Raw genomic sequence first — 21,932 nt, 5'->3', positions numbered from 1 at the left:
GGCGCAAGAGCGACGGACTTGGTCCGACTGCGCCTATTAGGCTCGATCGGGTCGGCGCGCCGTGAGTCGCCGACCCGAAAGGAGCGCCATGCGGACCGACGACGACAGCTGGGATATCGAATCGAGCGTGGGCGCCACCGCCCTCGGTGTCGCCGCCATGCGCGCGGCCGAATCCCGCCGTCCGGACGCGCTGTTCCACGACCCCTATGCCGAACTGCTGGTGACGGCGGTCGGCTCGGAGTCGTGGACGCGCATCGCCCGCGGTGAGGTCGAGGGCCTCGAGGCGGCCGCGACGCGGGCAATGGGCCCGATCATCGGCTCCTTGATCGCTCGTACCTGCTACTTCGACACCTACTTCCAGGACGCGGCCGCCGACGGCATCAACCAGATCGTCATCCTGGCAGCAGGTTTGGACGCCAGGGCCTACCGGCTCAAATGGCCTGGCGGGACAACGATATTCGAGCTCGATCTGCCAAAGGTATTGGAGTTCAAGGCGGTAGCGCTCGCCGATGTCGAACCTGCGGCAGAACGGCGCGAGGTTGCGGTAGACCTGCGCCATGACTGGCCGAGGGTGATGCGGGAGCACGGATTCGACCCGGCCGTACCGACCGCATGGCTGGTCGAGGGACTGCTGCGCTACCTCCCGGCGGACGCGCAGGACCGGCTGTTCGACAACATCGAGGCGCTGAGCGCGCCGGGCAGTCGCATCGCGATATACCGCTCCGGAGGTTCCGCACCGGACCCGAACAGGTTGCGCGAGGCGGAATCCGCCGGACTCGACATCCGGGTCGACGTCGGCGACCTGTGGTACTCCGACGAGGGCCGCAGCGATCCGATCGACTGGTTCACCGGCCACGGCTGGACGATAACCCGTGCCGATCCGGTCGAGGTACTGCGCAGCCGCGGCCGCGAAGTGCCCGAAGACGCCGCCGCGAAAATGACCACCGACACTTTGTTCACCGCCCGACGACCCGGAGGAGACAGCACACGATGACGCAGAGCGGCAGCACCAACGAAGGGGCGCTCTGGGGCGGACGTTTCGCGTCCGGACCGGCCGCGGCAATGGCCGCGCTGAGCAAGTCGACGCATTTCGACTGGGCGCTGGCTCCCTACGACATTCGCGCGTCGAAGGCGCACGCGCGTGTGCTGCACAAGGCGGGACTGCTGTCGGAATCCGATCTCGCCGCCATGCTCGCCGGACTGGATCGGCTTGCGGCGGACGTGGGTTCGGGTGCGTTCGCCCCGGCCGAGGCCGATGAGGACGTGCACGGCGCGCTGGAGCGCGGACTGATCGATCGGGTCGGCGCCGAACTCGGCGGACGACTGCGGGCAGGGCGCTCGCGTAATGACCAGGTGGCCACGCTCTTTCGGATGTGGCTGCGCGGTGCGGCGCGTCGGATCGCCGCCGGACTGCTCGATGTGGTCGACGCGCTGGTGGCCCAGGCCGCCGCGCACCCGGACGCGGTGATGCCCGGCAAGACGCATCTGCAGGCCGCGCAGCCGGTGCTGCTCGCGCATCATCTGCTCGCCCACGCGCACCCGCTGCTGCGCGATATCGATCGGCTGCGTGACTTCGACAAGCGCGCGGCGGTGTCGCCCTACGGTTCCGGCGCGCTGGCCGGTTCCTCGCTCGGACTCGATCCGGAAGCCATCGCGGCCGAACTGGATTTCGATGCCGCGGCGGCGAATTCGATCGATGCGACCTCGGCGCGTGATTTCGCGGCCGAGGCGGCGTTCGTGCTCGCCATGATCGGCGTCGATCTGAGCCGCATGGCCGAAGAGGTGATCATCTGGAGCACACCGGAATTCGGCTACATCACCCTCGCCGACGCCTGGTCCACCGGCTCGTCGATCATGCCGCAGAAGAAGAATCCGGACGTCTCCGAACTCACCCGCGGCAAGGCCGGTCGCCTCATCGGCAACTTGACCGGACTGCTGGCCACCCTGAAAGCCCAACCGCTGGCCTACAATCGGGACCTGCAGGAGGACAAGGAACCCCTGTTCGACTCGGTCGCCCAGCTCGAACTGCTGCTCCCGGCCATCGCGGGCCTGATCTCGACGCTCACCTTCCACACCGACCGGATGGCCGAACTCGCCCCCGCCGGTTTCACCCTCGCCACCGATATCGCCGAATGGCTTGTCCGGCAGGGTGTTCCGTTCCGTGTCGCACATGAGGCCGCGGGTGCCTGCGTGCGCGCCGCGGAGGCGCGCGGCGTCGGCCTGGACGAGTTGACCGACGAAGAATTCGCCGCCATCGATCCGGCATTGACCCCGCAGGTCCGCGAAGTGCTCACCGTGCAGGGCTCGATCGCCTCCCGCAATGCCCGCGGCGGCACCGCGGGCATCCAGGTCGCCGCCCAACTCGACCAGATCCGCAACACCCTGGCCGAACTGCGCCCCCTGTTCCCCTAACGCCCCTCAGCGGCCCAAGAGGTCTGCTACTCGGGCCAGTGGGGCGACGAGGCCCGGGATGGCGTGTGGGTGGTGCAATTGGCCTAGGCGGTAGGTCAGCAGGTCCTGTCCGACCAGGCTCCAGTCCGGCACGGCTGCGGCCAGGTGGGCATCCATCAGCGGTTTGCCCACCAGCCAGCGGGCGAAGCTCGGGTCGGCGGACCTGATCCGGAAGCGGGCATCGAATGCCTCGTTGCCGGTCGCCGTGGGCCGGTCGCCGAACAGCACGCGGCCGACCTTCGACATCGCACCGCGACTGATGACGGCGACGGACGGGAGCGGGCGATCCAGCACGACCACGACGGCGACGTAGTGATGCGTCTGGGTCCTGGTGGAACCACCGCTCGATGTGGTCGTCGTGTACGAGTGTTCGGCCACGGTCACCAAGCGGCCGCCCATCATCCCGGACAGTGTCACGCCGAGAGCTCGGCGTCCGCCACCGGGCAGGCGTGCCACCCAAAGTGCCTTCGAGCGCTCCGCGAACGACCAACCGTGCTGCACCGCCCACTGCCACAGCGCCCGCTTGCGTTGGCGCTCGGCGCGAAGCGCGAGCGGCAGTGCCACGCTCAGAAGCACGATCGGCACCCCTGCGAGCAGCGCCATCGCGATCACCAATACCGCCAGAGCCGCCCCATCCATCGGATCCTCCTTCGGTCGGCGAGTGCCGCGAACCGAAGACACATTCACGGCGATTGCCAGCGCCGCCGAAAACCGGCGGCCTGCGCGCCAGTCTGCGGTGGTGATCTTTCGAACCACCGGTGCAAAGGCTTAAATGCCGCAACGGTTTACGCTGCGCCGATGACCTTGCTGTTGCTGGCGCTGGCCATCGCCTCCGAAATCACCGCGACCGTATCGCTCAAAATCTCTGACGGTTTCACCAAATTGTTGCCTTCGATAATCGTCGTGATCGGCTACGGCGCGGCCTTCTTCTTCCTCTCCCAGGCATTGAAGCGCGGCATGCCGATCGGCGTCGCCTACGGCATCTGGTCGGCGGTCGGCGTCGCGGCCATCGCCGTCATCGGTGTCCTCTTCCTCGATGAAAGACTCTCGCTGATCCAGGTCGGCGGCATCGCATTGGTGATCCTCGGCGTCCTGGCACTGGAACTGGGTGGCGCACACTGAGCATGGTCTCGTTGCGCCCTGCGCATTTTGTCGAATTCGTCCCATGGGAGGTGGCGGCGAACGTAGCATCGGCCGATGGATCGGACGTTTGCTCAACTGAGTCGACGCGGGTGAGGGTATGGCATCGGAACCGGGCGATGTAGTACTCGAGGCTCAAGTGTTGGTGAAACGCTACGGCGGTGTCGAAGCGTTGCGGGGAGCCAACTTTCAGGTGCGCGCCGGTGAGGTCGTCGCATTGATCGGCGATAACGGCGCGGGAAAATCCACGCTGGTGAAATGCCTTTCCGGGGCGGAACAACCGGATTCGGGGACCATTCTGCTTGACGGTTCGGAAACGGTGCTCAGCTCGCCGACCGCCGCACGCAGGCTCGGCGTCGAAACCGTGTACCAGGATCTCGCCGTCGCACCCGATTTGGACCCGGCCGCCAATCTTTTTCTCGGCAGGGAACTGGTTCGCCGTGGGTTGGCGGGCAAACTCGGCATGCTCGACAAGCGGACGATGCGAACCCAAGCCGTCGAACACTTCCGACGCCTCGGCGTGACATTGCAGAGCACCGATGTGCCGATCGGCGCACTCTCGGGCGGACAGCGCCAGAGTGTCGCCGTGGCGCGGGCGGTGCTGTGGGCGAGCAAGGTCGTCTTCATGGACGAGCCGACCGCGGCGCTCGGCGTTGTACAGCGCGAGCGGGTGCTCGAGGTGATCCGCAATGTGCGCGACCAGGGCATTGCGGTCGTCCTGATCAGCCACAATATGCCCGAGGTACTGGCGGTAGCCGACCGGATCGAGGTGCTGCGCCTCGGCAAGCGGGTGGCCCGATTCGTCGCCGCCGACGCGAGCCTGGAGCAGTTGGTCGGCGCGATGACCGGCGCGCTGTCAGATGAGGACGCCGCATGACGAAAACCGCGGCGGAGCCGAACGGCGGCCCCGATTTGCCGGAACGCACTGTACTGCAACGACTTCTGGGCGCGAGCACGCTGTGGATCGGTGTGGTGCTCGTCGTTCTGTGCGTCGTCTTCAGCATCCTTCGTCCCGACGCGTTTCCGACCCGCTTCACCCTGCAGACCCTGCTGATCGAAACCTCGGTGCTGCTGGTCCTTTCGGTCGGCATGACCTTCGTGATCATCACCTCCGGCATCGACCTGTCGGTCGGCATGGTGCTGATCTTCGCGGGCGTACTCGGCGCGAAAACGATGGAATGGCTGAGTCCCGACGAGAACGCCACCGGGGCGGGCTGGGGGATTATCGGAATCGGCTTCCTGATTTCCATTGCGGGCGGCGGTATCTGGGGATTGCTCAATGGAATCCTGGTGGCGAAGGCCAAGATTCCACCGCTGATCGTCACACTGGGCTCTTTCGGCGCGGCACTCGGTGCGGCACAACTCATCACCGGCGGTGTCGACACCAGAACCGTGCCCGATAAATTGCGCAATTCCTTGGGTTTCGGCACGTCACTGGGTGGGGTACCGAATCTGGTGCTGGTCGCCGCCGCCGTGACCGTGCTCGCGGCCTGGGTGCTGCACACCACCCGATTCGGCCGCTACACCTACGCGATCGGCTCCAACGAGGAGGCCGCGCGGCGCTCGGGCATCGCGGTCACCCGTCACCTCGTGCTGGTCTATCTAATGACCGGATTGCTCGCCGGGCTGGCCGGATTCATGAATCTCGCCTACTTCGGCACGACCACCATCGGCGGACACGGCACCGACAATCTGGATGCCATCGCCGGTGTAGTCATCGGCGGAACAAGCCTTTTCGGCGGGATCGGCACCATTGTCGGCACGGTCATCGGGGTCTTCATTCCGTCGGTGCTGCGCAAGGGTTTCGTTATCGCGGGGGTGCCGGTGTTCTGGCAGCCGATCGCGGTGAGCGCGGTGCTGGTCGGGGCGGTGTGGTTCGACCAACTGCGCCGCCGGGCCCGGGACCGCAAGTAGAGAGGTATGCAGTTACAACACTGCGCGATAAGAAAATAAGGCGGAGGTAGCCAAATGAGGGTGGCGAAGCGGACCGCGGTGGTGATCGGCGCAATCGCGGCGGTCGGCGCGCTGGTGGTGGGATGCGGTGGCTCGGTGAACAATTCCGGCGGCACTGATGCCAAGAAATTGGTGCTGATTCCCGGTGTCGCCGACGAACCGTTCTACATCTCCATGCAGTGCGGCGCACAGGACGAAGCGAGCAAACTCGGCTACAAGCTGGAGACGCAGGCGCCGACGAAGTTCGATGCGGGCGCGCAGACGCCGGTACTGACCGGAGTGGTGGCCAACAAGCCGGGCGGCATCCTGATCGCCCCGACACACGCGCAGGCGATGGCGAACCCGATCAAACAGGCCAAGGACGCCGGGATCAAGATCATCGAGGTCGATACCGCACTGGACGACACCTCGATCGCGCTGTCATCGATCGCCTCCGATAACAAGAAGGGCGGCGAACTGGCCGCACAGACGCTGGCCAAGCTCATCGGCGACAAGGGACCCGTGCTGGTGATCAACACCAAGGCCGGAACCTCCACCACCGACGCGCGCGCACAGGGCTTCGAAGATGCGGTGAAGGCCTTCCCCGGCATCACCTCACTCGGCGTACAGTACAACAATAATGAAGCGGCACAGGCGGCTTCGATCGTCACCGCGACGCTGGCCGCCCATCCCGACCTCGCCGGGATCTTCGCCACCAATCTCAGCTCGGCCGAGGGCGCGGCGACCGGATTGCGCAATGCCAACAAGCTCGGCCAGGTCAAATTGGTCGGCTTCGACGCAAGTCCCAAACAGGTCGAGGATCTGAAAGCCGGTACAGTGCAGGCACTTATCGCACAGGATCCGGCGGGGATCGGTGCGAAGGGCGTAGACGAGGCCGCGGCCGCACTGGAGGGTAAGCCGGTCACCCGCAATATCCAGACCGATATGGTGGCCATCACCCAGGCCGATATGGACGCCAACTCGAAGTACTTCTACAAGCGCAAGTGCTGACGGGTCGACGTCGGGTCCGAGCATGCTCGGACCCGACTAATCCTCCACTCGAACCGCGTACCCCGAATTCTCCAGAGCGGCAAGCACTTCGTCGCGATGTGTCGGACCACGGGTCTCCAATGTAAGCGATACTTCGACCTCGTCGACCGCGAGCCACCCACTGGTCCGCGAGTGCACCACATCCACCACGCTCGCACCGGTCTTGCCGACTACCGCGAGCAATCCGCTCAGCCCACCCGGCCGATCCGAAATCGTCACGCGCACAGCCAGATAGCGCCCTGCCGCCCCCAGACCGTGCCCGATGATCCTGGTCAGCATCATCGGATCGATATTGCCGCCGGACAGGATCGCGCACACCGGCCCCCGCAATCCGAGTTCGGTCGGCTCGCGACTCATCAGGGCGGCCACGGCGGCGGCACCGGCGGGCTCGACGATCAACTTCGCGCGTTCCAGACACAGCAGCAGTGCCTTGGACAGCGCATCCTCATCCACCGTCACCACCGCGGGCACATGCGCCGCGACGTGCGCGAACGGCACCTCACCCGGTAGCCCGACGGCAATACCGTCGGCCATGGTCGACATCCGCGCCACCCGTACCGGTTTGCCCGCCGCCAGCGAATCCGGCCAGGCCGCCGCCTCCGCCGCCTGCACCCCGACCACCCGTACGTGCGGTACGACATGATGCAGGGCAATGGCGACCCCGGCGAGTAGCCCACCGCCGCCGGTCGGCACGATCACCGTTCCGACCTCGGGCATCTGTTCGATGATCTCCAGGGCCACCGTGGCCTGTCCGGCGACGATATCGGCGTGATCGAACGGATGGATCAGTGTGGCACCGGTCCGCTCGGCGAAATCGAGTGCGGCATCGAGCGAGTCGTCGATGGTCTCGCCGACCTGGCGGACCTCGGCCCCGTATGCCTTGGTGGCCACCAATTTCGGCAGCGAAGCTCCCACCGGCATGAACACCGTCGAGTGAATCCCGAGCGAAGCCGCGGCCCAAGCCACTCCCTGTGCGTGATTGCCCGCACTGGCCGCCACCACGCCGCGCGCCCGATCGTCGGCCGGGAGGTTCGCGATCCGGAAATACGCCCCGCGCGGCTTGAACGAGCCGGTGCGTTGCAGATTCTCGCACTTCAGCCGCACCTCGGTTCCGGCACGTTCTGACAACACCCGTGACGCGACCACCGGCGTCCGCCGAATCACCGGCGCCAATGCCGCCGCGGCCGCCTCGATCCGTTCCAGTCCCAGCAACTCCATGCGCCCATGCTGCCAGCCCATGGCACGAATGCGCCGCGACTATCCGGTCTTCGCGAGATTGTGCGCAATGGCACCGAGCCGCGCCAGCCGAGCATCACCGAGCGGCGTCAGCCTCCCGCCGAGCCGATTGGTGACGAAGGCCAGCGACATGCCGGTGGCCGGATCAGCGAAAGCACCCGAACCACCGAGGCCGAAATGCCCGAAGGCGGAAACCGGTTCGGCCTTCGACGGCTTCATCGGCACACCGTGATACCCCAGCGCCCACGGAATGCGAAATGCCAGAACGTAATCGGGAGTGAATACCTGACGCTGGGTGATCTGCTCGATAGTTTCCGGCCGTAGCAACTGGAAGTCGCCGAGTCGCCCATCGGTCGCCAGCGCGCTGTACATCCGCGCCAGGGCGCGCGCCGAGAAGACCCCGTTGACGCCCGGTATCACCGAATCGTGCAGGCGCGGATCGGAAACCATATCGGCGAATCCGCGCGGCGTGGTTTCGGCGGCCGCAGCGAAACGAGTCCGGCCCATGAGCCGGGCACTGCTGTCCCAACTCATCCCCGCGACGGTGAGCCGAGGAAAGTTCGTGGCGATGCGACCGCGCTCGGATTCCGGCACCCGGAACCAGAGCTCTTCGGCCGCAAGAGGTTCCGCGATTTCGGTGCGCAACAGCTCGGTGAAATCCGAACCGGAGACCCGCCGGATCAGCTCGGCGACCAAATGCCCGAAGGAGATTCCGTGATAGCCGCTGGTAATCGTATGGCGCGGATCCGGGGAGCAGGCCGCGAGTGCCGCGGTGACCTCGGCATCGTCGAAGTAGCGCGGCACCGGCCCCGGCAACAGATCGCGCAGCCGATGCAGGCCCGCCCGGTGCGTGAGCATTTCCCGCACCGTAATGCGCTCCTTGCCCGCCGCCGCGAATTCGGGCCAGTAGGTGGCGACCGGCTCGTCGTAGTCGAACAGTCCGCGCTCGGCCAGTCGGTGCGCCAGTGTCGAGACCACACCCTTGCCGGTGGAATAGGCCATGGCCACGGTATCGGCGGCCCACGGCACGCCCGGCCGCGCGAATCCGGCCCACACATCCACCACCGGTTCGCCGTGCTGATAGACCACGAGTGCGCCGCCGCCGTCGCTCGGTCGGCGAAACAGCCTGTCGAATTCGGCGACCAGGCGCACATAGCGACGGTCGACCGACTGCGTTGTCGTAAGTGTCATGGGAATACCTCTGTCATTCGACCGACCAACAGCATGGCACGACGGTGTCGCGGCCCATCGGGGTGCCGAACTTCCAACCGTGAGACCAGTCGGTTCGGTGAACTTTTCCTGACCGTCACATCCGCGACGGAGATCGCAACACGGCTCGCATAGCGTGGCCGTATGCCCCCGAGACGACGATCGGCGCTACTGGCCAGGTTGGTTGTCGACGAGCCAGGCCGACCGCAAGTGATCCTCGGCGAACTGCGCCGGGTGATTCTGGACGGGGCCGTGCCGCCGTGCACCGTGATACCGCTGCGCGAGGTCGCCGAATTATTCGGCGTCAGCCACATTCCGGTGCGGGAGGCGCTCAAGACATTGATCGGGGAGGGGTTGGTCACGCATCGGCCGCACGGCGGCTACGCGGTGGCCCAGCTGACCTCCAACGAGCTGCGCGAAATGTATATCGTGCGGGAGACCCTGGAAACCGCCTCACTCGCCGCCGCGGCGCGCAATGCCAGCGACGCCGACCGCGCCCGCTTACTCGAGGTGAATTCGCTACTGGAACAGGCGATTCGGGATGACGACCCGGTCGCCTACCACCGCCAGTCACGCCATTTCCACGTGGCACTGACCAAACCGTCGCGGATGTTCCGGCTGCTGCACATGCTCGAATCGGCGTGGAATGTCACCGAGCCGGTGCAGTCCATGGTGCATATCGGCCGCGGTGACCGCGTGCGCCTGCACACCGATCACGCGCTGATGCTCGATGCGTTCATGGCCCGCGATGTGGATCGCCTGCTGCTGATCGCCGAACGGCATCACCGCAGGTTGGAGACGGTAATAGCGACGCTGCCCACCGATACCGGACTGCTCGCACCGGAAGATATATCGATCGCGCAATAGCCGGGCAATAACTGCGCAATGGCTGGGCAATGCGTGGTTCTTACCGTCGTTTCGATCACAGTTTCACCCTCGGATGGGAACACCATGACCGAAACGCTCACCACCCCGGCCCCGGCCGTATCCACGCCGCCCGCCTACGATCCACGGCTGACAAATGCGGATCTGGCCCCGCTGCGCAAGCAGACCTGGGGGTCCTACAACATCTTCGCGTTCTGGATGTCGGATGTGCACAGCGTCGGCGGCTACGTCACCGCGGGCAGCCTGTTCGCACTCGGACTGGCCAGCTGGCAGGTGCTCGCTGCGCTGCTGATCGGCATCACCATCGTCTATTTCTTCTGCAATCTGGTCGCCAAGCCGAGTCAGGTGACCGGGGTGCCGTATCCGGTCATGTGCCGCAGCGCATTCGGGGTGCTCGGTGCGAATATTCCGGCCGTCATCCGCGGTCTGATCGCCGTCGCCTGGTACGGGATTCAGACCTTCCTCGCCTCGGCGGCGCTGGATGTCGTACTGGTGAAACTGTTTCCGAGCCTGGCCCCGTATGCGGTCGTCGACGACTATGGCTTCCTCGGTCTTTCGCTGCTCGGGTGGGGCAGTTATCTATTGCTGTGGGTGGTGCAGGCCTGCGTGTTCTGGCGCGGCATGGAATCCATTCGGAAGTTCATCGACTTTTGCGGTCCCGCTGTGTATGTGGTGATGTTCCTGCTCTGCGGCTATCTGATCGCCAAGGCGGGCTGGAGCGCCATCGACCTGAAGCTCGGCGAGGTGAAGTACACCGGCTGGGCCTCGGTGCCGGTCATGCTCGGTGCCATCGCACTGGTGGTGTCCTACTTCTCCGGTCCGATGCTGAACTTCGGCGACTTCTCTCGCTACGGAAAGAGTTTCGCGGCGGTGCGCCGCGGCAATCTGCTCGGGCTGCCGGTCAACTTCCTGCTGTTCTCGCTGCTGGTGGTGATCACGGCATCGCTGACGGTCCCGGTCTACGGTCAGCTGATCACCGATCCCGTTGCGACGGTGGCCCGTATCGACAGCACCTTCGCGATCGTCCTCGGCGCGTTGACCTTCACCATCGCCACCATCGGCATCAATATCGTCGCCAACTTCATCTCACCGGCCTTCGACTTCTCCCACGTCAGCCCGCAGCGGATCAGCTGGCGCGCGGGCGGCATGATCGCCGCGGTCGGCTCGGTGCTGATCACGCCCTGGAATCTGTACAACAATCCGGAGGTCATCCACTACACCCTGGAAGTGCTCGGCGCATTCATCGGCCCGCTGTTCGGTGTCCTCATCGCCGACTACTACCTGGTGCGCAAACAACAGGTTGTCGTCGACGACTTGTTCACCTTGTCGCAGACCGGAACCTATTGGTACAGTAAGGGTTACAATCGGGCGGCGATCGTCGCCACCGCCGTCGGTGCGATCGTCGCGGTGATCCCGGTACTCGCCAAGGATGTCACCGGCATGTACACCGCCGCACAGTACAGCTGGTTCATCGGCTGCGGCATCGGCTTCCTCACCTACTATCTGCTGGCCACCCGAACCCGGTTGGCGGTGCGGGGAGTCAGTGCCTGATGCGCATCCAGGTCGTCAACCCGAATACCACTCGGGCGATGACCGACACGATCGAGCAGTGTGCCCGCGCCGTAACGGGCCGGGGCACACTGCTCGACGCGGTTACCGCCGAGATGGGCCCGGCCTCGATCGAGAGTCACTACGACGAAGCCCTCAGCGTCCCAGGCATTCTTGCCGCCATCCAACGCGGCGAACGGGAAGGTATGGACGGCTACGTGATCGCCTGCTTCGGCGATCCGGGCCTGGATGCGGCCAGAGAACTGGCACGCGGCCCGGTGATAGGCATCGCGGAGGCGGCAATGCATGCCGCGAGTCACCTCGGCGGCGGTTTCAGCATCGTCACGACGCTGAGCCGGACCATCGGACGGGCGGATGAACTGGTGTACCGCTATGGCATGCAACGCTTTTGCCGCGGCATCCACGCCTGCGAAATCCCGGTGCTCGCATTGGAAGATCCGGATGCCCGCAAGATCATCACCGAGGCATGCGGTGATGCGGTCGACGCCGATGGCTCCGATGCGGTCGTCCTCGGTTGCGCGGGCATGGCCGACCTGTGCGACCACATTCGCGACCAGATCGGCGTACCGGTGATCGACGGCGTAGCGGCGGCCACCCTCACCGTGCAGTCGCTGATCACCCTCGGCCTGCGCAAATCGGGTAGGGGAGAGTTCGCCACGCCCGCACCGAAGTCGTATCGCGGTCTGCTGCGCTCCTTCGGCTCGAACCCGTGATCCGTCAGGCGGCGGCGGTCAGGGTTTCCATGGCCGCATCGGGATCGTCGACATCGACGACGAGACGGGTGAACCCGGGACCGGCGAGGTCGATGAGAATGGCCTTGCCGTCGAACCTGGTGTCCCAGAACTCTTTTCGGCGCCTGCCGCGGTAGGTGCCCGCCGCGATCACGCCGGGAAAGAAGGTGCCCGGCGCGCGGACCCACGGCGGGCGCAGATCGACCGGGGCGGGTGTTACCCCTTTGATATCGGCCAGATCGAAGGTCACGTGCTCGCGCAGGGCCAGCAGTCGATGCCCGCCGAGCACATGAACCGTCACCTTATCGTCCGTGACTTCGACTTCGACCATCGTGCACCTCGCTGAATTCAAGACCTCGTACGCGATCCAGGATCCGAGTCGCTCCTGTTCGCACCCTGTGTCGTGCCTGTGATTTCTCGAAGGCTTTGTTCGGCGTTACAAGTACCGCCATTTCCGGAGGAATACTTGCTGAAACGTAGATATGCGCATCTAAATATGTGAGCCCGGCCCACTCGAGCTGACCGGACTCGGCCGAGGCAGTTACGCGCGGATCACCGACTACGAGATCGCGCCAGAGATGATCGGTGACTGCCTCGGCCTATGTACCGGCTTCGGCCGGGTCGGTGGGATGACCTTCAGATGACCCGAACAGCTTCTTCCGCGATATCGAGCACACCGAGCAACCATGGGGTGTAGCTGCCAGGATCGTCGGCGATCGCATCCCGCAGTGCCTCCGGCTGAATCCACGCGTAGTCGGCGACCTCCGCCGGATCCGGTCGCGGCGCCGCGGTCCGTAGGAACTCGGCATCCAGACGCCCGATGAGCACATGATCCCATTCGTGCTCCACCCGACCGGTCGCGGAATCCTGCGCGTGATAGCGGAAGATGCCGACCTCGGTCAGCGCGGTGGCCAAACCCAACTCCTCGGCCAACCGGACCGCGGCGGCCGCCGCCACCGGCTCACCCGGCGCGGGATGGCCACAGGCAGTGTTGGCCCACAGCAGCGGAAACCGCGTCTTCACCGCGGCACGCTGCTGCAACAGCACCCGACCCGCATCGTCGTACAGCAGCACCGAGAACGCGCGGTGCAGCAGCCCAGGCGCGGTATGCGCCTGCGCTACCGGGCACACACCGACCGCGTGCCCGGCCGCGTCGACGAGCTCGACGGGCAGGGCCTCGCGGTCGGTGACGGGTTTGGCCAGCGTTTCGGTCACCGACCCACCTTATCGGCGGCGATCAGCAGGTATTGGAAGCTCCCCTCCTTATAAGCGGTCAGGAAAGGCTTCTCCACCCCGGTCGCCAGTTCGGATTCGGTGCGCAGCTCCCAGTACGGGATCGTGGCCGCGGTCAGATCGATCACATTGACCGGCACCAGATTGTTGTCGGCCAAGGCCCGGAAATACTCGCTGCGCGGATGGATCATGCAGCCGTAATGGGCATCGATCCAGCTGACCGAGGCCGAGCGTCCGCCGTTGACATCGTTGGAGCAGCCGGTGATGCAGACGTAGCGACCGCCGGGTTCGAGCAGCCGGGAGAACTCCTCGAACAGCTCACCGAGATCCACATACATGGTGGTTTCGTTGGTCCAGATGCCGCGCATGGATCCGTTGTCGAAACCGGTGTCGAGCATATTCCGGAAATGGAAGCGCACCTTGTCCGCGACACCGCGATGGGCGGCCTGATCATTGGCGAAGCCGACCTGGTATTCGGAAATGGTGACGCCGTCGACCTGACAGCCGAAACGCTGATTGGCCATAAAACTCGTACCACCGCGGCCGGACCCCCCGTCCATCAGCCGATCGCCGGGCCGGATATCGCCGAGGTGGTCCAGCAGCAGCGATGCCTGGGCGGTCTCGAGGCGGTGCAGTTCCTTGACGATCCGTTCCTCGCGGGAATCCGCGGGCCCGGCCAGCGCCGCCTGATCGGGTTCGCCGATGCCGTAGTGGTGGTGGAACAGCCCGTCGACCTCACCGAGTTTGGTATTGACCCGGTCGTCGTTCGGATTGTTGTTCCAGTACTCGGCAACGGCTTTCTGGTAGCTGGTGCGCAGGACGGACCCCGTGGCGGGATTGAGCATGGTCATGCCTGATCATCCTCTCGTGTTCCGGTACTACTGATTTCGTTGCGGTACTGGCTAATTCGATTCGTTGTAGCGCTTGCTCGCGGCATGCCAGGCGCGGTTGCCGCCCATCCATGCCCAGAGTCCGCCGAGGAAACGCCGCAGTTCGGCCGATCCGGCGGCGGCCAATGGACCGGCCTCCTGTTCGAATCGGTGCACCAGCTCGTCGTGCACGATGGCGGTGCGCAGCACGGCCTCGCGCCGAGAGCAGTGCTCCTCCGCGGCCAAGACCGTCGGGAGATTGAATTCCCTTCCGTCCGAAACGTCTTCGCGTGCCATCGAATACAGGTCGTTCACCATCTGACTGGCGAGTGCGGCCGTGGTGACGACCCGGCGCACCCGCGGGTCGGTGTACTCGGCGGCCTGGAGCTCATAGCCGCCGACCACATCGATCGGCGCCATACATGGCAGGAAACTGTGCGGCTGCCGATTGGTCAGGTACTCCCACACCGGTGGCATCCGGTGTGCGGCCCGCCAACCGGCCTCCGCGCCGAGCGCGATGAACCATCCGGCGATCTCGGTACGCAGTCGAGCCAGCTGCGCCGGGGTCGCATACCGGGACAGATGCTCGAAGGAGGTACGGAACGCGCGCAGGATCGGATCGGCCTGTAACGCCCGTTCCAACTGGGCCTGGTAGCGCGCCGGGAGATGGACGGGATCCATTGCGGCGGCCGCCAATTCGAGTCGGGGACCGAGTTCGGCCTCGGCACTGGACGGTGTGCCGTCTGGTGCGGTCTCATCGGCTCCTTCCTCGCAGTAGTAATCGTCGACCGACCATTCCGAGACGGCGCATTTCGCGGCCGCGAGCAGCCGGTCGGGATCGTCGCTGTCCGGATGGGCGAGCATGATCAACTGGCCGAAGTCGGCATCGCGCAGTTCGTCCAGGCGCCCGGCGTAGAGACCGATATCCCGCGCCCAGTCGATGAGCCCGTCGTTGACCAGTTCGGCCAACGCCGGGTCATCGCGCAGCGGCGGTGGACAGTACAGCGGTGGAATCGGTGCCGCGGTGCCGTGCAGGTAGGCCGACGCGGTACCTAATCCGGTGGGGCCGAGTGGAATTCGACTCCGAGGGGATTCCGGTTCGGTAGCTGTCGGCGCGGCCCCCTGCGCCACGCCGACAGCGGTCGATGGGGCATGAAACGCTATCGGTGGCGGCTGGAGACCAGCCGCCCGAATAGTAGGTGTGCGTGCGGGGTCGGGTACCTCAGTAGTAGGTAATCCCGCTTGGGTGGTGGTGGACGTCGGAAGTAGGAGTGCAGCCGCACCCAGGCCGCTGGGTCCGAGCAGGCTGCGCGGAACAATCGTCTCAGGTTGGGTAGGTCGGTCCAGTTCTGGCGAATCAGCTTCCACCGCCTGGGTTTCGGATGATTCGGGTGTTGCTGTGCATTCGGGTGTTTCCGTACTTTCCGGTATTTCGGTGTTTTCAGGTGAAGCCGAGGTTTCCGGTGCCGGAACCTCCAGCGGGAGTGTCGGTGGAGCGGTGGTATCGAGATTGGACAGCAGTGCCGCGACAGCGGCGGCCACCTCGTGGGTGGCGGGTGGTGCCGAGGCGCGGGAAAGCACCGACATCGGTCATCACCCCGGTCAGTCCGCCTGCCGGGCGACCAAGACGTTGTCGAGCACGCCCAGCGCGTCCGGCACCAGCACGGCCGCCGAGTAGTAGCAGCTGACCAGGTAGGAGATGATCGATTGGTCGTCGATGCCCTTGAAGCGGACGTTCAGACTCGGCTCGTATTCGTCCGGGATTCCGGTCTGGTGCAGGCCGATGACGCCCTGATCCTTCTCGCCGGTGCGCATGGCCAGAATCGAGGTGGTCTGGGTATCGCTGACCGGGATCTTGCTGCACGGGTAGATCGGGACGCCGCGCCAGGCGAACACGCGGTGTCCGTCCACCTCGACCGGATCCGGATACAGGCCGCGCTTACTACATTCACGACCGAAAGCGGCGATCGCCTTCGGATGTGCCAGAAACAGTTTCGTGCTGCGCCGCATACTCAGCAGTTCATCCATATCGTCCGGTGTCGGTGCCCCGGACTCGCTGTAGATGCGCTGTTTCAGGTCGCAATTGTGCAGCAACCCGAAATCGGGATTATTGACCAGATCGCTCTCGCGCCGCTCGTAGAGCGCCTCGATGGTGAGTCTGAGCTGCTGTTCGATCTGGTTCATCGGATCGTTGAACAGATCGGCGACGCGGGTGTGCACCCGCAGCACGCTCTGCGCGAGGCTCAGCTCGTACTCGCGCGGGGCGGCGTCGAGGTCGACGAAGGTACCTGTCAGCAACGGTTCACCGAAGTGGCCCGAGGAGATCTCGATATTCGCTTCGCCCTTGTGGTTTTGCGGGCGCGCCGGTGCGGCGGCGACACGGGACAATTGCTCGCGCAGCGCCGGGGTCGACTCGAGCATTTCTTCGAGCGTTTGCCGGGGCAGTACCAGCATGGTGGTCCGGGTGACGGTTTTGACGGTCACCGGCCAAATACCGGAACCATCGATGAGGGTTTCATCGCCGAAGAAATCACCGCCGCCGAGCATGCCCAGCTTGGTTTGCTCGCCGAATTCCCCGGTGCCGATCTTGCTGAGCTTGCCGTGCACGATCAGCATGACCTGATTCATCGGATTGCCGAATTCGGCGACCACCGTACCGGGTTCGAGATCGCGCTGCTCGAAACGCTGGGCGAGTGCGCTCAACACCTCTTCGTCGTCGAAGTCCCGCAATTGCGGAAGTTCGGTGAGTTCCATCGGGATCACTCTGGCTTGCGAGCCGTCGATGATGAACTCGACCTCACCGTTGCCCACGGTGTGCGTCAGGCGTCGGTTGACTCGATAGATACCGCCGTTGACCTGCGTCCACGGCAGCATGCGAGTGAGCCAGCGCGAGGTGATGCCCTGCATCTGCGGCTCGGACTTGGTGGTGTGCGCGAGCTGATGGGCGGCACCGGTGCTGAGGCTCTTGCGCCCGTTGGTTTCTGCTTGGACTGGCATTTCGATGGTCATGCGTGGTCCTCACCTGAGATGGTCACCGAGACGGTCGATTGTGCTGTACTTGTGGTTGATGGCTTTTCGAAATCTGCGGTGGTGCACAACAATTCGACAGGCGGCAGGCCTGCTGGGTATGGCGGCATGGTTGCCGGGAGAAGTGGCAGGACCGAGACATGCGAACGGTAACCGACTCTCCCGTGCGAATTGGCTTACGCGACATTGCGTTCCGAACGGCCTCGATCCTAAACCGCGAAAGATGCTGTGCGCACACGAATCTCGAAGATGAAGCCACGAGAATGCTGGTATGTTTTTCGGATGGTTACGACATGACCTCGATGTGGATAACTGCCGATAACGACCTGGCACGAATCGGCGCGGACCGAGCAAGGCTGTACGGTCGGTATCTTTTGCGCACCGCCGCCGCGAACATCCCGCATCATCGGCCCCGACCTGGCATGGAACCCGTCACAGCCGCCCCATAATGGATACACGGTGTGGGAAGCTCGTCTGAGCACATCGGGGTGTGTGATGTGGGTCACTTTGCAGGGTAGGGCCAGGAGCGATCGTGAAGTTGAATGTGGAAAGTGTGGTCGGGTCGGTGCAGCGGTTGATGGCAACGGCCCAGAACGGCCTCGAGGTCATCCGCTTCGGCGGATTGACCCACGATGTCGAGTCGTCGCCGTTCGAGATCGTCGAACGGCGCAGAATGTATCGGCTGCGCCATTACTTCCCCGACGATCCGACGCCGGGTCGCCCGGTCGCGGTCCTGGTACCTCCGCTGATGGTCAATGCCGACATCTGGGATGTGAACGCCGATGACGGCGCGGTCGGCATTCTGCACCGCGGCGGAATCGACTGCTGGGTGGTCGATTTCGGTTCGCCCGCCAGTGAGGAGGGCGGCTGGGAACGGGATCTGGCCGATCACGTCCTCGCGGTCAACAGCGCGATCGATACGGTCTGCGACGCGACCGGCAGCAATGTGCACCTGATGGGGTACTCGCAGGGCGGCATGTTCGCCTATCAGACCACCGCCTACCGCTTCGGCAAGGGCGTGGCGAGCATCGTGACCTTCGGCAGCCCGGTGGATGTGGTCGCGGGTATGCCGTTCGGACTGCCCTACGGCATGGTCTCCGATGTCGCGGAGTTCCTGGCCGACCATGTGGTGACCCGGCTGCCGATCACCGATTCGATGGTCCGGCTCGGCTTCCAGATGCTCGATCCGGTGAAGACCGCCAAATCGCGCATCGACTTCCTGCGCCAGCTGCACGATCGGGAAGCATTGCTGCCGAAGGAACGTCAGCGTCGGTTCCTCAATAACGACGGTTGGGTCGGCTACGCCGGTCCGGCCGCGGCGGACCTGCTCAAGCAGTTCGTCGCGCACAACCGAATGATGCTCGGTGGCTTCGTGATCCGGGACCAGCCGATTTCGCTGGCCGAGCTGAAGTGCCCGATCCTGGCCTTCGTCGGCGAGGTCGACGATATCGGCCAGCCCGCCGCGGTGCGCGGCATCGTCCGGGCCGCACCCAATGCCGAGGTATACGAAGCCAGTTTGGTCGCAGGGCATTTCGGCCTCGTCGCAGGCAGCATGGCGACCAGACACACCTGGCCGTTGGTGCGTCAGTGGGTCGATTGGATGGACGGCGATCAGCCGCTGCCGCCGGAGATCAAGCCGATGGCCGAACATGTCGCGAGCAACCGTCCGAATTCGGCGGCGACCCGGGTCGTGCACACCGCGGCCACCCTGGCCGAGGCGGGCGCGGGCGTCGGCAAGGCGCTGGAGGGCATTGCCGGCAATACCGTGCGCGGTTCGATCGAACTCGCCGGTGAGGCGGCACGCGCGTTGCCGCGGTTGACCCGGCTCGGCATGATCCAGCCGCATACCCGTATCTCGCTGGGCCGCTTGGTGGCCGAGCAGGGTCGGCGAGCGCCGCTGCGCGATCTGTTCCTGTTCGACGATCGCGTGCACACCAACGCGGCGGTCAACGCGCGCATCGATAACGTCGTGCGCGGGCTCATCTCCGTGGGCATCCGCCCTGCCATGCGCGTCGGTGTGGTGATGGAGACCAGGCCGAGCGCGCTGGCCAGCGTGGCCGCGCTCTCTCGCCTCGGCGCGGTATCGGTATTGCTCGCCCCCGGTAGCGAGTTGGAGCGCGCCATCGAACTCACCGGGATCAAGATCCTGATCTCGGATCCGGAGAATCTGCGAGCGGCAGCGGCTACCGGTACCCCCGTGCTGGTCCTCGGCGGCGGTAGCGCGCGCACTCTCGACATTCCGTCAGGCGCGGACGTGACCGATCTGGAACAGATCGATCCCACGCGGGTGCAGCTGCCCGCCTGGTACCGCCCGGATCCGGGTCTGGCTCGGGAGTTGGCATTCGTGCTCGTCACCGGCACCGGCGACCGCCTGGAGACCAAATACATCACCAACCACCGCTGGGCGCTGTCCGCCTTCGGCACCGCGACCTCGGCCGATCTGGATCGCAAGGACACCGTCTATTGCCTTGCGCCGCTGCATCATTCGTCCGGTTTGCTGGTGAGTCTCGGCGGTGCGATCGCGGGCGGCAGCCGGATCGCACTGGCCAGGTCGCTGGATCCGGCGCGGTTCGGCGAGGAGGTGCACCGCTACGGCGTCACGGTGGTCACCTACACCTGGACCATGCTGCGCGACATCCTCGACGCCGAAGTCTTCCCGGCCGGGCATCAGCATCCGATCCGCCTGTTCATCGGCTCGGGCATGCCCGCGGGCCTGTGGCGACGCACCACCGAACAGTTCGCCCCCGCCCGGGTGCTGGAGTTCTACGCCTCCATCGAAGGCGATGTGGTGCTGGCCAATGTGACCGGTGTGAAGGCGGGCTGCAAGGGGCGCCCCGTGCCCGGCACCGCCAAGGTGGAGTTGGTCGCCTATGACCCGGTCACCGAGCGGATTCAGACCGATGGGTCCGGTTTCGTGCGCAGGTGCGCGGACAACGAAGTCGGTCTGCTGATCGGTAAGGCGACCGAGGGCATCGACCTCTCCGACGGCGGGCTCCGCGGGGTGTTCACCGCGGGCGATGCGTGGATGCCGACCGAAAATCTGTTCCGCCGCGACAGCGACGGCGACTACTGGCTGGTCGATCGCACCGACACGGTGATCCACACCGAACGCGGCCCGGTCTTCACCCAGCCCATCGTCGACGTGCTCAACGACATCACCGCGGTCGATATGGAGGTCGCCTACGGACTGCCCGTCGGCGAACATGCGCTCGCGGTGGCGGCGGTCAGCGTCCGCCAGGGTTTCCGGCTCGAACCCAAGGATGTGACCGAGGCGGTCCGCGCACTCGATCCGAACCAGCGCCCCGACATCGTCTACGTCGTCGACGAGATCCCGCGCAGCTCCTCCTACCGCCCGTCGACGCGGGCCGTGCAGGCCGCGGGCCGTCCCGAGCCTGGGCCCGATACCTGGTGGTACAACCGGGAATCCGACGCCTATGAAATCCTCACCGCGGACGAGGCAGGAACCATCTTCGGCGCTGAATGAATCCGCGCCCCGTCGTTCCGGTTGCGGCCGGAACGGCGGGGTAGCGTGGATGCCAGGTCCGCGGCGACAACGGAGGTTTCGAGATGTCGTGGAAGGTCAAACTGGGCGTCGGCATATTGGCGCTGCTCGGCGCGCTGATGGTGATCGGGTTCGTGAAGAGTCTGGTGCTGTCCCTGGTGCCGTTGGCGATCCTGCTGTTGGCCGGTTATGGCGTATATCGGCTGTATGTCGGCAGTCGCGGCAAAGCCACCGACGCCAAAGTCCAAGCCCCACAGCTGCCGAACACCACAGCACCCGCGCTCCCGACCCGCCCGACGAAGGATGCGGCGACCAGACTCCGCGAGATCCGCGAGGAAGCTGCCCGCCACGAGGGGCAGCGATAGGCGGGGTACGCTTGGCGCGCCGGATCGTGTTGGCGAGCCGGTTGATTCATTACCGAGAGGGTGCGGCCCGGGCGGGCTGCCGGTGCATCCGGGATGGCATAGTTGCCGGGTCGACAACTGTTCAGGGGTGATGTGAGGCCGAGCCTTATCTACCGCAACGGAACCATCTACGAGCTGTTGATGCGTGGGCTGTACGGTCGGCACTACCCGGCTCGGTTCCGCGCGATCGCCGAGCTCGTACCGGATGGCGCCAGCGTGGTCGACGTGTGCTGTGGGCCCGCGACGCTGTACACCCGCTATCTGCGCAACCGATGCATCGACTACACCGGACTCGACCTCAACGGTCGATTCATCGCCAGACTGGCCCGGGCGGGCGGACACGGTGCGGTGTGGAACCTGCGTTCCGATATGCCGCTGCCCGAGGCTGACTACGTCATCATGCAGGCGAGCCTGTACCACTTTCTGCCCGAGCCCGCTCCGGTCATCGATCGGATGCTGGCGGCGGCGAGAAAACAGGTGATCGTCGCGGAGCCGATTCGCAACCTGGCCACCAGCGACAACCGGTTGCTCGCCGCGATCGGACAGCGGTTCACCGATGCGGGCGACGGCGCACAGGCGCGTCGGTTCGGCGAGGCGAGCCTGGACGCGTTCTTCCGCGGTTACGAACCGCGGGTGGTACAGCGGTCGCTGATCGCCGGTGGCAGGGAGAAACTGTTCGTGCTGAGCCCGTGAG

20 protein-coding genes are annotated in these 21,932 nt (G+C 65.3%); 12 read left to right on the top strand and 8 right to left on the bottom strand.

What is annotated here, in order from left to right:
- Positions 1-88 precede the first annotated feature (88 nt).
- The gene (locus NA5_RS16420) at positions 89-994 is read left to right on the top strand and encodes an SAM-dependent methyltransferase (protein ID WP_062986711.1); all 906 of its coding nucleotides are present in this window, start codon (positions 89-91) and stop codon (positions 992-994) included.
- Complete coding sequence (gene argH, locus NA5_RS16415; protein ID WP_062986709.1) at positions 991-2,412, top strand: argininosuccinate lyase; 1,422 nt, start codon at positions 991-993, stop codon at positions 2,410-2,412. The genes NA5_RS16420 and argH overlap by 4 nt, the downstream gene beginning before the upstream one ends.
- Before the next feature lie 6 nt (positions 2,413-2,418).
- Here the strand turns inward: argH and NA5_RS16410 are convergent, their stop codons facing one another.
- Entirely contained in the window at positions 2,419-3,090 is a 672-nt protein-coding gene (locus tag NA5_RS16410) for a hypothetical protein (RefSeq protein ID WP_157110449.1), read from the bottom strand.
- 159 nt (positions 3,091-3,249) lie between these two features.
- On the opposite strand from NA5_RS16410, the gene NA5_RS16405 reads away from it, so the two are divergent.
- The 4 genes from NA5_RS16405 to NA5_RS16390 all read left to right on the top strand — a co-directional run bounded on the left by NA5_RS16405 (position 3,250) and on the right by NA5_RS16390 (position 6,534).
- Positions 3,250-3,573 (top strand): DMT family transporter, encoded by a 324-nt coding sequence (locus NA5_RS16405; protein ID WP_062986704.1) that lies wholly within the window; start codon positions 3,250-3,252, stop codon positions 3,571-3,573.
- 118 nt (positions 3,574-3,691) lie between these two features.
- Positions 3,692-4,468, top strand: coding sequence for an ATP-binding cassette domain-containing protein (locus tag NA5_RS16400; protein WP_062986702.1), 777 nt, complete (start codon positions 3,692-3,694; stop codon positions 4,466-4,468).
- Positions 4,465-5,505: an ABC transporter permease gene (locus NA5_RS16395; RefSeq protein ID WP_062986700.1), complete on the top strand. Its 1,041-nt coding sequence runs from the start codon at positions 4,465-4,467 to the stop codon at positions 5,503-5,505. The genes NA5_RS16400 and NA5_RS16395 overlap by 4 nt, the downstream gene beginning before the upstream one ends.
- A gap of 54 nt (positions 5,506-5,559) precedes the next feature.
- Positions 5,560-6,534, top strand: a complete 975-nt coding sequence (locus NA5_RS16390; RefSeq protein ID WP_062986698.1) for an ABC transporter substrate-binding protein — start codon at positions 5,560-5,562, stop codon at positions 6,532-6,534.
- A gap of 36 nt (positions 6,535-6,570) precedes the next feature.
- Here the strand turns inward: NA5_RS16390 and ilvA are convergent, their stop codons facing one another.
- Positions 6,571-7,791, bottom strand: coding sequence for a threonine ammonia-lyase (gene ilvA, locus NA5_RS16385; protein ID WP_062986696.1), 1,221 nt, complete (start codon positions 7,789-7,791; stop codon positions 6,571-6,573).
- A 39-nt stretch (positions 7,792-7,830) separates the two neighbouring features.
- Positions 7,831-9,000 carry a serine hydrolase domain-containing protein gene (locus NA5_RS16380; RefSeq protein WP_062986694.1) on the bottom strand — a complete coding sequence of 390 codons (1,170 nt, stop codon included), beginning with the start codon at positions 8,998-9,000 and terminating at the stop codon, positions 7,831-7,833.
- A gap of 162 nt (positions 9,001-9,162) precedes the next feature.
- Between NA5_RS16380 and NA5_RS16375 the strand changes: the two genes are divergently transcribed.
- The 3 genes from NA5_RS16375 to NA5_RS16365 all read left to right on the top strand — a co-directional run bounded on the left by NA5_RS16375 (position 9,163) and on the right by NA5_RS16365 (position 12,185).
- Positions 9,163-9,885, top strand: a complete 723-nt coding sequence (locus NA5_RS16375) for a GntR family transcriptional regulator (protein WP_062986692.1) — start codon at positions 9,163-9,165, stop codon at positions 9,883-9,885.
- 84 nt (positions 9,886-9,969) lie between these two features.
- Positions 9,970-11,454 carry an NCS1 family nucleobase:cation symporter-1 gene (locus NA5_RS16370; protein WP_062986690.1) on the top strand — a complete coding sequence of 495 codons (1,485 nt, stop codon included), beginning with the start codon at positions 9,970-9,972 and terminating at the stop codon, positions 11,452-11,454.
- Positions 11,454-12,185, top strand: coding sequence for an aspartate/glutamate racemase family protein (locus NA5_RS16365; protein ID WP_062986688.1), 732 nt, complete (start codon positions 11,454-11,456; stop codon positions 12,183-12,185). The genes NA5_RS16370 and NA5_RS16365 overlap by 1 nt, the downstream gene beginning before the upstream one ends.
- 4 nt (positions 12,186-12,189) lie before the next feature.
- Here NA5_RS16365 and NA5_RS16360 read toward each other — a convergent pair whose 3' ends face one another.
- From NA5_RS16360 to NA5_RS16340, 5 genes are all read right to left on the bottom strand, one after another.
- A complete protein-coding gene (locus NA5_RS16360; RefSeq protein WP_062986686.1) occupies positions 12,190-12,534 on the bottom strand; it encodes a hypothetical protein in 345 nt (114 codons plus the stop codon).
- Between the two features lie 305 nt (positions 12,535-12,839).
- A complete protein-coding gene (idi, locus tag NA5_RS16355) occupies positions 12,840-13,418 on the bottom strand; it encodes an isopentenyl-diphosphate Delta-isomerase (RefSeq protein ID WP_084484186.1) in 579 nt (192 codons plus the stop codon).
- A complete protein-coding gene (locus tag NA5_RS16350; RefSeq protein ID WP_062986684.1) occupies positions 13,415-14,287 on the bottom strand; it encodes a geranyl diphosphate 2-C-methyltransferase in 873 nt (290 codons plus the stop codon). Before NA5_RS16350 ends, idi begins: the two co-directional genes overlap by 4 nt.
- Before the next feature lie 51 nt (positions 14,288-14,338).
- Positions 14,339-15,892, bottom strand: a complete 1,554-nt coding sequence (locus tag NA5_RS39305) for a family 2 encapsulin nanocompartment cargo protein terpene cyclase (RefSeq protein ID WP_084484185.1) — start codon at positions 15,890-15,892, stop codon at positions 14,339-14,341.
- 15 nt (positions 15,893-15,907) lie between these two features.
- Positions 15,908-17,314: a family 2B encapsulin nanocompartment shell protein gene (locus NA5_RS16340; RefSeq protein WP_062986682.1), complete on the bottom strand. Its 1,407-nt coding sequence runs from the start codon at positions 17,312-17,314 to the stop codon at positions 15,908-15,910.
- A 550-nt stretch (positions 17,315-17,864) separates the two neighbouring features.
- Between NA5_RS16340 and NA5_RS16335 the strand changes: the two genes are divergently transcribed.
- From NA5_RS16335 to NA5_RS16325, 3 genes are all read left to right on the top strand, one after another.
- Positions 17,865-20,816 carry an acyl-CoA synthetase gene (locus NA5_RS16335; protein WP_084484184.1) on the top strand — a complete coding sequence of 984 codons (2,952 nt, stop codon included), beginning with the start codon at positions 17,865-17,867 and terminating at the stop codon, positions 20,814-20,816.
- 83 nt (positions 20,817-20,899) lie between these two features.
- On the top strand, positions 20,900-21,199 hold the full coding sequence (locus NA5_RS16330; protein ID WP_062986680.1) for a hypothetical protein: 300 nt from the start codon (positions 20,900-20,902) through the stop codon (positions 21,197-21,199).
- A 132-nt stretch (positions 21,200-21,331) separates the two neighbouring features.
- A complete protein-coding gene (locus tag NA5_RS16325) occupies positions 21,332-21,931 on the top strand; it encodes a class I SAM-dependent methyltransferase (RefSeq protein ID WP_157110448.1) in 600 nt (199 codons plus the stop codon).
- Position 21,932: the final 1 nt, after the last annotated feature.

It is taken from the genome of Nocardia anaemiae NBRC 100462 (assembly GCF_001612725.1).
Taxonomy (GTDB): Bacteria; Actinomycetota; Actinomycetes; order Mycobacteriales; family Mycobacteriaceae; genus Nocardia; species Nocardia anaemiae.
Note: the sequence above shows the minus strand (reverse complement) of the source record. Positions and strands in the feature narration are given on the sequence as shown.

What these genes read in the sequence shown, in the direction of transcription:
- NA5_RS16420 (WP_062986711.1), top strand. Translation starts at nt 89, where the DNA reads ATGCGGACCGACGACGACAGCTGGGATATCGAATCGAGCGTGGGCGCC.
- argH (WP_062986709.1), top strand. Translation starts at nt 991, where the DNA reads ATGACGCAGAGCGGCAGCACCAACGAAGGGGCGCTCTGGGGCGGACGT.
- NA5_RS16410 (WP_157110449.1), bottom strand. Translation starts at nt 3,090, where the DNA reads ATGGATGGGGCGGCTCTGGCGGTATTGGTGATCGCGATGGCGCTGCTC.
- NA5_RS16405 (WP_062986704.1), top strand. Translation starts at nt 3,250, where the DNA reads ATGACCTTGCTGTTGCTGGCGCTGGCCATCGCCTCCGAAATCACCGCG.
- NA5_RS16400 (WP_062986702.1), top strand. Translation starts at nt 3,692, where the DNA reads ATGGCATCGGAACCGGGCGATGTAGTACTCGAGGCTCAAGTGTTGGTG.
- NA5_RS16395 (WP_062986700.1), top strand. Translation starts at nt 4,465, where the DNA reads ATGACGAAAACCGCGGCGGAGCCGAACGGCGGCCCCGATTTGCCGGAA.
- NA5_RS16390 (WP_062986698.1), top strand. Translation starts at nt 5,560, where the DNA reads ATGAGGGTGGCGAAGCGGACCGCGGTGGTGATCGGCGCAATCGCGGCG.
- ilvA (WP_062986696.1), bottom strand. Translation starts at nt 7,791, where the DNA reads ATGGAGTTGCTGGGACTGGAACGGATCGAGGCGGCCGCGGCGGCATTG.
- NA5_RS16380 (WP_062986694.1), bottom strand. Translation starts at nt 9,000, where the DNA reads ATGACACTTACGACAACGCAGTCGGTCGACCGTCGCTATGTGCGCCTG.
- NA5_RS16375 (WP_062986692.1), top strand. Translation starts at nt 9,163, where the DNA reads ATGCCCCCGAGACGACGATCGGCGCTACTGGCCAGGTTGGTTGTCGAC.
- NA5_RS16370 (WP_062986690.1), top strand. Translation starts at nt 9,970, where the DNA reads ATGACCGAAACGCTCACCACCCCGGCCCCGGCCGTATCCACGCCGCCC.
- NA5_RS16365 (WP_062986688.1), top strand. Translation starts at nt 11,454, where the DNA reads ATGCGCATCCAGGTCGTCAACCCGAATACCACTCGGGCGATGACCGAC.
- NA5_RS16360 (WP_062986686.1), bottom strand. Translation starts at nt 12,534, where the DNA reads ATGGTCGAAGTCGAAGTCACGGACGATAAGGTGACGGTTCATGTGCTC.
- NA5_RS16350 (WP_062986684.1), bottom strand. Translation starts at nt 14,287, where the DNA reads ATGACCATGCTCAATCCCGCCACGGGGTCCGTCCTGCGCACCAGCTAC.
- NA5_RS39305 (WP_084484185.1), bottom strand. Translation starts at nt 15,892, where the DNA reads ATGTCGGTGCTTTCCCGCGCCTCGGCACCACCCGCCACCCACGAGGTG.
- NA5_RS16340 (WP_062986682.1), bottom strand. Translation starts at nt 17,314, where the DNA reads ATGACCATCGAAATGCCAGTCCAAGCAGAAACCAACGGGCGCAAGAGC.
- NA5_RS16330 (WP_062986680.1), top strand. Translation starts at nt 20,900, where the DNA reads ATGTCGTGGAAGGTCAAACTGGGCGTCGGCATATTGGCGCTGCTCGGC.